Here is a 12,363-nt window from a genome sequence, read left to right as displayed (position 1 = left end):
AACGCCGATTTACCAACCGCACCGAAAGGAACGCCCGCATGGCCGATCTCGACGCCGCCTGGACCCGCCTGGAAGCCGCCGCCAAGGCCGCCGGCGAAAAGCGCATCGTCGAGTTCTTCGACGCCGAGCCCCGGCGGCTGGAAACCCTGACCCTGGACGTCGCCGGCCTGCACATCGACCTTTCCAAGCAGGCCTGGGACGAGGCCGGCCTCGAGGCCGCGCTCGACCTGGCCCACGCGGCCGACGTCGAAGGCGCCCGGGCGGCGATGTTCGGCGGCGAGGCGATCAATTCCTCCGAAGGCCGCGCGGTGCTGCACACCGCCCTGCGCGCCAGGGCCGACGTCGACGTCAAGGCCGGCGGCGTTCCGGTCATGGCCGAGGTCGAGGCCGTCCGCGCCCGGATGAAAGCCTTTGCTGAGGCCGTCCGCTCGGGCGCGATCAAGGGCGCGACCGGCAAGCCGTTCAAGGCCATCCTGCACATCGGCATCGGCGGCAGCGACCTGGGTCCCCGCCTGCTGTGGGACGCCCTGCGGCCGGTCAAGCCGTCGATCGACCTGCGCTTCGTGGCCAATGTGGACGGCGCCGAGTTCGCCCTGACCACGGCCGACATGGACCCGGAACAGACCCTGGTCATCGTGGTCTCCAAGACCTTCACCACCCAGGAGACCCTGGCCAACGCCGGCGCGGCCCGCGCCTGGCTGGCCGCCGCCCTGGGCGAGACCGGCGCCAACGCCCACCTGGCCGCCATCTCCACCGCCCTGGACAAGACCGCCGCCTTCGGCGTGGCCGACGACCGGGTGTTCGGCTTCTGGGACTGGGTCGGCGGCCGCTATTCGCTGTGGTCGTCGGTCAGCCTGTCGGTGGCCGTGGCCTGCGGCTGGGACGTGTTCCAGGGTTTCCTGGACGGCGCGGCCGAGATGGACCAGCACTTCCGGACCGCCCCGCTGGAAGCCAACGCCCCGGTGCTGATCGCCCTGGCCCAGGTGTTCAACCGCAACGGCCTGGACCGCCGCGCCCGCTCGGTTGTGCCCTATTCGCACCGCCTGCGCCGCCTGGCCTCGTTCCTCCAGCAGCTGGAGATGGAGAGCAACGGCAAGTCGGTCGGGCCGGACGGTCAGCCGGTCAAGCGCGGCACGGCCACGGTGGTGTTCGGCGACGAGGGCACCAACGTCCAGCACGCCTATTTCCAGTGCATGCACCAGGGGACCGACATCACGCCGATGGAGCTGATCGGGGTCGCCAAGTCGGACGAAGGCCCGGTTGGCATGCACGAGAAGCTGCTGTCCAACCTGCTGGCCCAGGCCGAGGCCTTCATGGTGGGGCGGACCACGGCGGACGTGGTCGCCGAGCTCCAGGCCAAGGGCGTCTCGGAAGCCGAGATCGCCACCCTGGCCCCGCAGCGTACCTTCGCCGGCAACCGGCCCTCGACCCTGGTGCTGATGGACCGCCTGACGCCCCAGGCGTTCGGCGCCCTGATCGCCCTCTACGAGCACAAGACCTTCGTCGAGGGGGTGATCTGGGGGATCAACAGCTTCGACCAATGGGGCGTGGAGCTGGGCAAGGTGATGGCCGGCCGCATCCTGCCCGAGCTGGAGAGCGGCGTGGCGGGCGCGCACGATCCGTCGACCTCGGCGCTGATCGGGCGGTTGAAGAAGTAGGGTTTTCCCACTTGCCCCCACCTGGCCGCTTCGCGGCCTGTCCGCCCCCATAGGGGGCGGAGCCGCACAGCGTCGACCACAGCGCTCTTCCCCCTCCGGGGGAAGACGGCCGAAGGCCCGTAGGGGGCAAGTGATCCGGCCCCTCAGAACGTCTTCCTCAGCCGCAGCGTCCAGAAGGTCCGCGGGTTGATGTCGCGCTCTTCGCTGAACGCCACCGCCCGGGTGTCGCGGTCGGCATAGACCGTGCGGCGGATGACGAAGTCGTCCCACATGTTCAGCTGGGCCCGCAGGGCCAGGGTCGGGGTCGGCTTGTACTCGACGAAGGTCTCGAAATAGGCCGCGCCGCGCCAGCCGCCGGTCTGGTCGGGGTCGAAGGTGTCGCGGCCCAGCTTCGGCAGCCAGTTGATCCCCCACTGGGTCTTCCACGAGGCGATGTCCTGCTGGAAGCCGATATTGGCCTGGGTTGGGCGGACCTCCGAGATCGGACGGTCCTTGTGGGTGGTCGGATCGGTGACGTGGGTCTCGTTCCAGTCGTTCTTGAAGGTGAAGCGGCCGCCCTTGATCCCCCACTTGTCGGTCGGGACCACGATATTGACCGACAGCCGGTCCAGCGTGCCGTTGCCGATGTTGCCCACCGCCGACAGACCGCCGTCCAGCGGCAGGCGGTCGATCACGTCGATGATCTCGTCGTGGCGATAGCCGATCGAGACGATGCCCTCGCCCCAGAACCGCCGCTCGAAGGTGATCTCCGAGATCCAGCGCTGCTCGGGCCGCAGGTCGACATTGCCGCCATAGACATTGCCGTCGTCCAGGTCGGACGAGGCGGCGAAGTCCTCGAAGTCCAGCTGGCCCAGCTCGCGCTCGAAGCGGAAGCGCACCTGGTGGTTGGCCTTGGGCGTCCAGGTCGCCTGGAAGCGCGGCTTGGCGTAGAAGAAGCTTTCCTTGTTGGAGGCGTCGCCCGACTGCTTGATCGTCGAGGTCTCCAGCCGCACCCCGCCCTCCAGGGTCAGCTTGGGATTGACCCGCCAGGTGGCCTTGGTGAAGGCCTCGCCGCGCAGCTCCTCCACCTTGACCGAGGCGCTGGGCAGGTCGACCGGCGCGCCGTTCTCGGCATAGGTCTGGTGGGTGTCGAGCATGTTGTAGGCCAGTTCGCCGCCCGCCTCGATCGTCAGGCCGGCGCCGCGCTCGTGGCGGACCAGGGCCCGCAGGATCGATTCCGAGGAGTCGCCCTTGGCCGTGAAGCGCTGGTCCAGGCCCGCCTGGCTGTCGGCGCCGGTGGCCACGTCGTCGAAGCTTTCGAACTGGTGGATGACCCGGGCCTCCAGCGTCCACTTCGGCTTCAGGGGGCGGATATAGGTCACGCCCAGCTCGCCCGACTTGGTGTCCTCGGCGTAGTCGCTGGTGCGCAGCACGCCCGGCGAACTGATCTTCTGCCATTCGCGCCAGTCGTGGACGCCGTATTCGGCCGTGGCCTCGACCTTGCCGCCGGCCAGCGGGCCCGAATAGTTGACCCGGGCCGAGTCGCCGCCGCCCCAGCTGTCGTTGATGAAGGCCTCGTCGCGCAGCACCGCCCCGGCCGCGTCGCGGCGGATGTTGCGGCCCACGCCGTTGGAGTCGCTGGTCGAGGTGCCGTCGCTGAGCAGCACGCTCCAGCTGCGCTCGCCGCTCTTGGCGGTGAACTGGTAGCTGCCGCCCCAGACGTCGTGGCCGCCGTCGAACAGGCCGGCGTTCCAGGTGACGATCGACTGGCGGCTGGCGGCGGTCTTCAGGATCACGTTCACGACGACCGAATAGCCCTGCATGTCGATGCCCGGCGCCCCGCCGCGGATCAGCTCGATGCGGTCGACTTGGCTGGCCGGGGTGCGCTCCAGCACGTCGGTCCCGGCGTCGTTCTTCGAGGCCGGGCGGTTGTTGTTGATCAGGATGTTGCCGACCGCGCCCTCGAAGCCGCGGGTCCCGGCCCCGTCGTCGGCCGTGAAGCCGGGCACCCGGTCGACCATGTCCAGGGCGGTGTTGGGCCGCTGGGCGGCGAAGAAGTCGGGAGTGAAGACCAGCACGCCCTTCTGGGTCGCGTCGTCCAGCGGCGCCTGGCTGGTCGGGCCCGTGGGCACCGGAACCTGGGCGGCCTGCGGCGCGGCGTCGGCGGCGTGGGCGGTCCCGGCGGCGAACAGCAGGGCGGCGGCGGTGGTCGCCAGCAGCGTGGTCTTGGTCATCGATGTCATCCCCTCAGATGCCCCGATAACTGCCGACCCCGGACGATCATCTCAAGTTACAAGCCGGAAAGGTGGGTTACTTCGACGTCACATTACACGGCGTTCATGTTGGTGGACTGTGAGCGGCTGTGGATAAATCAGTAAAAGCGCCAGTAAGACTTATGAAGCGCGGCGAAAGTCTCGAAGCGACGGCTCCGCCCCCTATGGGGGCGGACAGGCCGCGAAGCGGCCAGGTGGGGGCAAGTGACAACGGACGACGCCAGGGGCAACGCCAGGGACACGCCCTCGCGGCGTGTCCCCAAAGCCTGCACGACGCCCGGGCGGACGCGCCATCAACGGCGGTCCGGGCCCGTCTCCCGCGCCGCGCTGGGCAGCGGCGTTTCCAACATCCGCAGAAGCCCCAGCTTCAGGGCCCGTCGCCGGGCGATCTCGGCGGCCTCGATCCGGGCGTCGATCTCCGCGTCCGTCAGTTGGTCGGGGTCGTCGCCGCCCCCGAAGGCGGACAGATGGTCGTTGGCGGGCCTGGGCGGCTTGAACTTGCTCATGGGAGTCTCCTTGAAGGGCTGGTCAGGTTGCGGTGGGGCGAGCGTCCGCGCGCTCACGCGGAAACCCGCTGAGGGATGGGGAGGCGGCGAAGCGCCCGGGGCATGCCCGGAATGTTGTTTTGGAGAGTACCGTTTCGACACGTCACGGGCGCTCCGCGCGGCCGGTGGACGAGAGCCTTCGGGGCGCGGGGTTTTAACCCGCTCCGATGGAGGCCCCATTCTTTGCTTAAATGGGCCGGGCGGAGGGGCGACGACCCCGTCCGGACCGCGCGGGCGATTTCAGCCCGCGCCTGCCGCGTGTCGCCGTTCGGCGCCGAGGGCTTGATCCCGCCGCCCGGTCCGGCCCGCCCGAGGCCCCATCCAGGGCCCCCCACGTTCCGCCGACCGGTCCACCGGGACCCTGCGACGCCGGCCGGCGGACGCTTCCCGCTCGACCGCCCCCGCCACCCGCCAGGTCGCCAGCTGGACGGCCTCCCCGGTGGTGGGGCGAGGACCAGTATGGCCGGTGTCCGAGCGCGGCGGCGCTGGTGACGCTGATTTTTCTGCAAGGCATTGAGTTTGCTGGGCTTCGTCGCGCGTCTGGCGGGGATGGAGCGCGGCCTATCCCCTAAACACCTGCTGAGTCGGCCGGCTGGACCGACCTCGCCCCCTTCGCCCACGAAGGGGAGCCAGCCTTACATCTCACGGCGGAGACGATCGCCGGGCTGGGCAGGTCACTCAAGGACGACGCTCCGCGTCGCCGCGTCGCGGCCGGCCGACGGCCGGTCCTTGACTGACCTGCCCAGCCCGGCACGCTGCTGCCTACGAGAGATGTAAGGCTGGGTCCCGACCGGCGCGGTCGTGTGGTTGTCGAGTTGGCGAGAGGAAATCGGCACCTTAGGCAATGCCGGCCGACCACCGCTCGGCCCGGGCCGTTGAAGTTGGTTGGAATGTCCAATCTACAACAGAAGAGCTTGCTCTGGTTCGGGAGGGGCGTGTTGGGTGGCCCTCGTCGGTAGTCCAAGTATGGGTCTTAATTGATCTACGATGAGATGGAGGTGGTGATCAGTTGAGGCCCATCTCCATTGCCAAGCTTGACCTGGCCCTGCTCTGCCCGCTGCTAGGGACGCGATAAAGGCATCTCCTCGAGAAAACGTTTCACCGCTGAATTCGGGCGAGCTTGCCAGCGTTCGAGCGACTGGGAAGATTGCTTGATAGCCGTGGGGCTTTTTAGTGGTGGTACCTGAGTCGATCACATACTCGGAAGTCGTAGAATATCTGAATCGTGCTCTCGGTGTTGCCCGGCCGGCTGGTTTGTAATTTGGAAATTCCAGTGCGCAGTCGCTGAAAATTGGACGGCGAAAAAGCCGTTCTCCACATGCCAAGAGCATCTGGTAAATTTGCCAATCAGTGCGATCTCGCCGAATACGCTCTCCAGGAACTACCCTTGGAATTTCTGGAAAACTTGTTAGCGTTACCGCCAGTTGCATCCAATCGTGGAGGTTGGGCAGATAATTTAGGCGAGTGAGCAAGTTATCGACGAAGTGTTCATCAGCAGTAAGTTCGAGGCTGGTGAGATCAACTACTATCGTGGCTTGCTGCACGGTGCAATCAATTGACCTTAGAAGGTCGTCGAGGCTTTCAGCTAACCGATCACCTTCGAGCTCGGCGGCGTTCAGGCGCACGCAAATTGGTGCACCCGGATTTTTTGAAACGAACTGCGCGACGGCTGTTTGATAGGCTGGTGTATGGCGTAGCGATGTGGCTGGGTAAGCCCGAGCTCCCGCCAAGGCAGCGCGCCCGAGCAAGGAGGTGAGCGGGTGAATACCGGATTCACCAGCATGCCTTTCGTCGTCAACATGGAAGGCGTCAACGAAGAAGGGGCGTCGGCCCCAATAGTCGAACGCTCGACCGCCGAAACGCTTTAGATGTTCGGCGGGTTCAAGCGCTTGGCCGGCTTCCGGATCGAAGTCACCCGCAGGCGGAACTACCATTAGCGGAAGTATGCAGTCCTGGTCCTGAGCAGGTATGCTGCCGAGCGCTCGCCACTCTCCCATCTTGGATTTCAGAATTGGAATATAACCGACCCTACCAAGTAGCGACATCAACGGCCTTACTCCATTAAACCTGCGTCCGAAATCAACTCTCTTACACAACCAGAACCAATCAAATCCTTGAACAAGTGGTATCCACGTTCGCGGCGAATCCTGCCTGCCACTACGCAGTCACCAACATTATACCGCTTTGCAAATTGTTGCACCTCCGAGGACGATTTTGTGAATTTGACGAAGGAGGTTCTCCACGCTTCGTCCGGGATTAGCGCATTCTCAGCGAAATGATCGGCCTCGCCCTCCGCGACGGACTCGGAGGTAACGGTATTGTCGTCGAAGAAACCGTCCTTCAGCCCACTGTCACGATGAAGCACAACGTGCCCAAGCTCATGAAGAAGGGTGAACCAAAAATTGTCCAATCGGTCAAAGCGTAAGGTCAGTCCAATGACGGGCGTCGCGGTGTCTAGGAGTAACGCCGCTCCATCCAAATGGGTGCCCTTCAGGTGGGGCTCGAATACAGTGACTACACCCCTTTCTCGAAGTGCATGAACCGCGCGAACCGGACCATCGTAACTACGACTAAGTCCGACAAGTTCTCGAACAAAGCTAGCGTCCAAAGGTTCGAATGTAGTTGGCGCGCCCTGTAGAAATTGGCGAGCTTTCTGCAAGATGCGCGCCTTCCAAGCGACCATGGCGTGGTTATCGAGAGTCGAACCGGTGCGCACGTTCATGCGATGGAGCGCCGCCGGCCCTCTCAGGCCGTGATGTCGAGAAATGAAGAGTGCGGCCAGATCACTATCCGACCTCCGAGCATCGCCTTCTTCGTCGGAAAATTCATTAAGCCAGCCCCGTTTTTTCATTTCGCGAACTGGCAATCGTGATGCGTCTACACGATGATTGTCTGGCAGCGGTGAACCAGTAGACTGCACTGAAACTTGTAGTCTTACATGAATTGAGAGCGAGAGTGCCTCTGCCATTGCAGAGAGGCGCTCCAGATTTGCTGTTAGATAGCGCTCTTGTTCGTAGCGCTGAATCTGCTGCTCCTTCACGCCGAGCCGATCAGCGAGCTCACGTTGAGTAAGCCCGCACGCCACACGGGCTTGGATCAGCCGTTCGCCAATTTGCCACAGGTGATCAGCGACCAGCTCAGATTGATGGCCGCTGCGAAGGCTGTCGTAATCCGAGAGCTGCCTCTCCAACTCACGAAGTTGCTCTTGGAGGCCGCGTTTATGGGCGGCCGCGATGATGGGGTCTACGCCCGAGCGGATCAGCTCAAGTTCGTTGTTCTCGCCTAATGCGACTTGGAATTTCTCGGCTTGGGCGCGGGTGATCCGATATTGCCGTTCATTTGTGATCATCAGTGTGTGGACCCCGTTCGGGACAAGTCTATGCCGATGACCCCTTTCGATCCGCCTGTGTGCTTTTCGACCATGAAGAACTCAAGAAAGGTCAGTCCGCCGCCGACCGGTGCGCCGCTGATATAAAGCTCGCCTCGATATACCCGCTTTTGCCTGCGCCGCCCGCCTGCGGTGAAATCCAGCAGCAGTGGATCAAGCGCTTGGGCGTTTACTCCCCTTGGGTCCCAGCAAGCATCGAAATCATCTGGTTCAATCTTCGAGGTCACAAAGCTACCGTCGAGATATAGAGACCCACAACCGGCCGACGCCAATGCGCCCGCAGCTGCCGTCACGCCTTCAAACAACCAATTTCTCCTATCGCCTACGCCAAAACGCTCTCCCGCCTCGGCGAGAGTTGCCCAGTGGACTCCTGGCGGCAGTACTAGGTGCGGCGCACCTGGAACGGCGACGAATGGTGGAATCATGACACAACGATATTGTTGTGTCGAGATGGATTGCGCAAGTACCGCTTGCTGGCCCGGATATACGCCACCATAGATTGTGTCTGGAAGGAGTAGGTGGCGCTTCAAGATACTCGCTCACCCCTTCCCCCCACGCCCGCCTTCCGCTAAACACCGCCCCGCAATGACCCGCCTGCCGCACCATCACGGCCGCCACCACCATCCGACCTCGCCTCGCGGGATCGGCCGGGTCCGTTCGCTCTAAGCGACCGCCCAGCCCGAGCCCCGCCCAAGGCGGATGGGGCTTTGAGCTAAAGCGCCATCCGTCGAGACCTACGACCAGGACCCGACGCGCGCATGACTGACCAGACCAGCAACGACCCGGAAGCCACGACCTTCCGCCCGCAGGCCCGCAATCCGCGCGGGTTCGCCGACAAGCGGGCCCGCGACCTGCGGGCCGAGCGGGCGATCCTGGAGGCGGTGTCGGCGGTCTATGAGCGCTACGGCTTCGAGGCGCTGGACACCGGCGCGTTCGAATATGCCGACGCCCTGGGCAAGTTCCTGCCCGACAGCGACCGTCCCAACGAGGGGGTGTTCGCGCTGCAGGACGACCCAGATTCTGAAGGCAAGAATGGCCAGTGGATGGCCCTGCGCTACGACCTGACCGCGCCCCTGGCGCGGTTCGCGGCGCAGAACTGGGAGACCCTGCCCAAGCCGTTCCGCCGCTACGCCTTCGGGCCGGTGTGGCGCAACGAGAAGCCGGGGCCGGGACGGTTCCGCGAGTTCATCCAGTGCGACGCCGACACCGTCGGCTCGGCCCGTCCGGAGGCCGACGCCGAGATCATCGCCATGGCGGTGGAGGGGCTGGAGGCGGCCGGCCTGCCGCGCGGCGCGGCGGTGCTGAAGATCAACAACCGCAAGCTGCTGAACGGCCTGCTGACCGCGGCCGGGGTCGAGACCGGCGGCCAGAAGCTGGCCGTGCTGCGGGCCGTCGACAAGCTGGACCGCCTGGGCGTCGAGGGCGTGCGCCTGCTGCTGGGCGAGGGGCGCCTCGACGAGAGCGGCGCCTTCACCAAGGGCGCGGGCCTGGTGGGCAAGGCGGTCGACTCGGTGGTGGACTTCGTCCAGGCCGGGTCCGGAGGGCGCGCGGCGACCCTGGCGAAGATCGCCGAGGTGATCGGCGGCTCGGCCGAGGGCGACGAGGGGCTGGAGGAGCTGGCCAAGATCGACACGGCGCTGCGCAGCCTGGGCGTGGCCGACGACCAGGCGCTGTTCGAGCCGTCGATCGTCCGGGGGCTGGAATACTATACCGGCGCGGTGTTCGAGGCCGAGCTCCTGCTGTCGACCACGGACGACAAGGGGAACAAGGTCTCGTTCGGCTCGATCGGCGGCGGCGGGCGCTATGACGACCTGGTGGCGCGGTTCACCGGCCAGACGACGCCGGCCACCGGCTTCTCGTTCGGCGTCTCGCGCCTGGCGGCGGCGCTGCGGGCGGCGGGCCGCGAGCCGGGCGGGGCGGCGCGGGGGCCGGTGGTGGTCATCGCCTTCGACCAGGCCCACATGGGCGACTATTTCGCCGTGGCCGGCGAGCTGCGCGCGGCGGGCATCCCGGCCGAGGTCTATCTGGGGACCTCGGGCATGCGGCCGCAGATGAAATACGCCGACCGGCGGCTGTCGCCGGCGGCGATCATGCTGGGCGGCGACGAGATCGCGGCCGGCACGGTGACCATCAAGGACCTGGACCTGGGTCGCGAGCTGGCGGCCGGGGTGGCCGACAACGCCGCCTGGAAGGCCGAGCGTCCCGGCCAGCAGACCATCCCGCGCGGCGAGCTGGTCGCGGCGGTGCGCAAGATCACTTCGGGCGACTTTGGGGGTTGATGTCGTGAGACTGGAACGTTCCATTCCGGCCGAAGCGCTGGACGCCATCCGCGCCCCGTTCCTGGCGGCCGGCGCGACGCCGACCGACGCCCCGGTGCTGCAGCCGCTGGGCCTGCTGCTGGACCTGGCCGGCGAGGCCATGCGCTCGCGATTGTTTGTGGTCTCCGGCGACGCGGGCGAGGAGGCCTGCCTGCGCCCCGACTTCACCGTCGCCATCGCTCGCCAGCACCTGGCGGCCGGCGCCGTGGCGGGCCGCTACTTCTATGACGGCAAGGCGTTTCGCGTCGCGCCGCGCGGCAGCGACCGGGCCGAGGAGTTCCGCCAGATCGGGATCGAGGCCTTCGAGACCGGCGATTCCGTGGCCGCCGACGCCGAGATGGCCGCCCTGGCCTGGGCGAGCGCGGCGGCGGGCGGTCGCGACGACCTGAGCCTGCTGCTGGGCGATGTCAGCCTGTTCGGGGCCTTCATCGACAGCCTGGGCCTGGCCCCGCCGCTGGGCGCGCGGCTGAAGCGGGCCTTCGCCAAGCCGCGCCAGCTGAAGATCGAGCTGGACGGCGGCGGCGGGGCCGAGGCGCCGAGCGCGGAAAAGAGCCGCATCGCCGCCCTGCTGGCCGGCCTGCCGGAGGCCGAGGCCGCGGCGGTGCTGCAGGAGCTGTGGTCCCTGGCCGGCATCGAGCCGGTCGGCGGCCGGCGTCCGGCCGAGATCGCCCACCGCCTGGTCGAGCGCGCCCAGGCCGCCCGGGCCGGGACGCTGTCGGCCGGCGAGGCCGACGCGGTGCGGGCCTTCCTGGCGGTCGGCGACCGTCCGGGCGCGGCCTTGGACGCCATCGCCGCCCTGGGCGGACCGCGACGCGAGGCGCTGGACGCGGCGCTCGAGGGCTGGCGGCGGCGCCTGGCCGGCCTCGTGGCCCGCGGCGTCCCCGAGGACCGCATGGTCCTGGCCGCCGCCTTCGGCCGGGCCTTCGGCTATTACGATGGCTTCCTGTTCGAGGTGCGCAGCGCCGCTCTCGACGAGGAGCGGCCGGTGGCGGCCGGCGGACGCTATGACGGCCTGCCCGCCCGCCTGGGCGCGGCGGCGACAACCGGCGCCGTGGGCTGCATGGTGCGCCCGGCGCGAGCCCATGCGGGAGGCGGCGAATGAGCGCCCCACAAGACACGCCGATGATCTTCGCCATCCCGTCCAAGGGCCGGCTGAAGGACCAGGTCGAGGCCTGGCTGGCCGAGTGCGGCTTCCGGCTGGAGATGTCAGGCGGCGCGCGCGGCTATTCGGCCGAGCTGTCGGGCCTGCCGGGCGTCTCGGTGCGGCTGCTGTCGGCCGGCGACATCGCCGCCGGGCTGGACAGCGGCGAGCTGCACCTGGGCGTCACCGGCGAGGACCTGCTGCGCGAGCGCGGCGAGGACATGGACGCGCGGGTCATGCTGCTGCGGGCCCTGGGCTTCGGCCGCGCCGACCTGGTGGTCACCGCCCCGAAGAGCTGGCTGGACGTCGACACCATGGCCGATGTCGACGAGGTGGGCCACGCTCACCTGGCCAAGACCGGACGGCGCCTGCGGGTGGCCACCAAGTACCTCACCCAGACCCGGGCCTTCTTCGCCCGCCACGGCGTGGCCGACTACCGGATCGTCGAGAGCAGCGGCGCCACCGAGGGGGCTCCGGCGGCCGGGGCGGCCGAGCTGGTGGTCGACATCACCACCACCGGCGCGACCCTGGCGGCCAACGGGCTGAAGATCCTGTCCGACGGGGTGATCCTCAGGAGCCAGGCCCAGCTGACCGCCTCGCTGATCACGCCGTGGACGGAGGGCCAGTTGGGCTCGCTGGCGCGGCTTCTGTCCGTGGTCGAGGCCAAGGGTCGGGCCGGCAAGCTGGCCACCCTGGTCTGGCCGGCCGAGCAGGACGCGGCGGGCCAGGCGGCCGTGGCCCCCTTCGTCGGTCAGGGCGCCCGGCGGGCCAATGGCGCCCTGCTGGCCGCCGCCGACCTGTTCGAGGCCGCCGCCGCCCTGGGCGCGGCCGGGGTCGAGCCGGTGACGGTGTCGCGGCCGGACTATGTTTTCGAGTCGCGGTCGGTAGTGCTGGACAAGCTTCGCCAGAGGCTGTTTCGGTAAGTTTTGACTGAGTTGTCAAAAATTTGCTGAGAGATCGGTGATAAGTTTGACCCGCGGGTCCAATCTAACGGTTTTGTGTCAAAAATATCGTTGGGCTTTGCGGATTCACGATCGTTGCCGTTGACACCATCTCGGATT

The 12,363-nt window shown here is 67.1% G+C and carries 9 protein-coding genes; 4 read left to right on the top strand and 5 right to left on the bottom strand.

The features are described from left to right. Positions 1–38 precede the first annotated feature (38 nt). The gene (pgi, locus tag EV278_RS01380; RefSeq protein ID WP_132085921.1) at positions 39–1,658 is read left to right on the top strand and encodes a glucose-6-phosphate isomerase; all 1,620 of its coding nucleotides are present in this window, start codon (positions 39–41) and stop codon (positions 1,656–1,658) included. 143 nt (positions 1,659–1,801) lie between these two features. Here the strand turns inward: pgi and EV278_RS01375 are convergent, their stop codons facing one another. The 5 genes from EV278_RS01375 to EV278_RS01355 all read right to left on the bottom strand — a co-directional run bounded on the left by EV278_RS01375 (position 1,802) and on the right by EV278_RS01355 (position 8,373). Continuing rightward, positions 1,802–3,871, bottom strand: coding sequence for a TonB-dependent receptor (locus tag EV278_RS01375; RefSeq protein WP_132085919.1), 2,070 nt, complete (start codon positions 3,869–3,871; stop codon positions 1,802–1,804). A 332-nt stretch (positions 3,872–4,203) separates the two neighbouring features. Then, positions 4,204–4,416: a hypothetical protein gene (locus EV278_RS01370; protein WP_132085917.1), complete on the bottom strand. Its 213-nt coding sequence runs from the start codon at positions 4,414–4,416 to the stop codon at positions 4,204–4,206. A gap of 938 nt (positions 4,417–5,354) precedes the next feature. Then, positions 5,355–6,500, bottom strand: a complete 1,146-nt coding sequence (locus tag EV278_RS01365) for a beta family protein (RefSeq protein ID WP_243692047.1) — start codon at positions 6,498–6,500, stop codon at positions 5,355–5,357. 8 nt (positions 6,501–6,508) lie between these two features. Beyond that, a complete protein-coding gene (locus EV278_RS01360; protein WP_132085913.1) occupies positions 6,509–7,804 on the bottom strand; it encodes an XRE family transcriptional regulator in 1,296 nt (431 codons plus the stop codon). After that, a complete protein-coding gene (locus tag EV278_RS01355; protein ID WP_132085911.1) occupies positions 7,804–8,373 on the bottom strand; it encodes a hypothetical protein in 570 nt (189 codons plus the stop codon). Before EV278_RS01355 ends, EV278_RS01360 begins: the two co-directional genes overlap by 1 nt. Positions 8,374–8,601: 228 nt before the next feature. Here EV278_RS01355 and hisS point away from each other — a divergent pair, with 228 nt between their 5' ends. Genes hisS through hisG form a run of 3 tightly spaced genes read left to right on the top strand, consistent with a single transcriptional unit; the run spans position 8,602 to position 12,225 of the window. Then, the gene (gene hisS, locus EV278_RS01350) at positions 8,602–10,122 is read left to right on the top strand and encodes a histidine--tRNA ligase (protein WP_132085909.1); all 1,521 of its coding nucleotides are present in this window, start codon (positions 8,602–8,604) and stop codon (positions 10,120–10,122) included. Next, positions 10,112–11,263: an ATP phosphoribosyltransferase regulatory subunit gene (locus EV278_RS01345; RefSeq protein WP_132085907.1), complete on the top strand. Its 1,152-nt coding sequence runs from the start codon at positions 10,112–10,114 to the stop codon at positions 11,261–11,263. Before hisS ends, EV278_RS01345 begins: the two co-directional genes overlap by 11 nt. Beyond that, positions 11,260–12,225 carry an ATP phosphoribosyltransferase gene (hisG, locus tag EV278_RS01340; protein ID WP_132085905.1) on the top strand — a complete coding sequence of 322 codons (966 nt, stop codon included), beginning with the start codon at positions 11,260–11,262 and terminating at the stop codon, positions 12,223–12,225. The genes EV278_RS01345 and hisG overlap by 4 nt, the downstream gene beginning before the upstream one ends. Positions 12,226–12,363 lie beyond the last annotated feature (138 nt).

This window comes from Caulobacter sp. BK020, from assembly GCF_004342605.1.
Classification (GTDB): Bacteria; Pseudomonadota; Alphaproteobacteria; order Caulobacterales; family Caulobacteraceae; genus Caulobacter.
The sequence above is the reverse complement of the archived record's forward strand: the minus strand, read 5'-3'. Positions and strand labels throughout refer to the sequence as shown.

What these genes read in the sequence shown, in the direction of transcription:
- pgi (WP_132085921.1), top strand. Translation starts at nt 39, where the DNA reads ATGGCCGATCTCGACGCCGCCTGGACCCGCCTGGAAGCCGCCGCCAAG.
- EV278_RS01375 (WP_132085919.1), bottom strand. Translation starts at nt 3,871, where the DNA reads ATGACCAAGACCACGCTGCTGGCGACCACCGCCGCCGCCCTGCTGTTC.
- EV278_RS01370 (WP_132085917.1), bottom strand. Translation starts at nt 4,416, where the DNA reads ATGAGCAAGTTCAAGCCGCCCAGGCCCGCCAACGACCATCTGTCCGCC.
- EV278_RS01365 (WP_243692047.1), bottom strand. Translation starts at nt 6,500, where the DNA reads ATGTCGCTACTTGGTAGGGTCGGTTATATTCCAATTCTGAAATCCAAG.
- EV278_RS01360 (WP_132085913.1), bottom strand. Translation starts at nt 7,804, where the DNA reads ATGATCACAAATGAACGGCAATATCGGATCACCCGCGCCCAAGCCGAG.
- hisS (WP_132085909.1), top strand. Translation starts at nt 8,602, where the DNA reads ATGACTGACCAGACCAGCAACGACCCGGAAGCCACGACCTTCCGCCCG.
- hisG (WP_132085905.1), top strand. Translation starts at nt 11,260, where the DNA reads ATGAGCGCCCCACAAGACACGCCGATGATCTTCGCCATCCCGTCCAAG.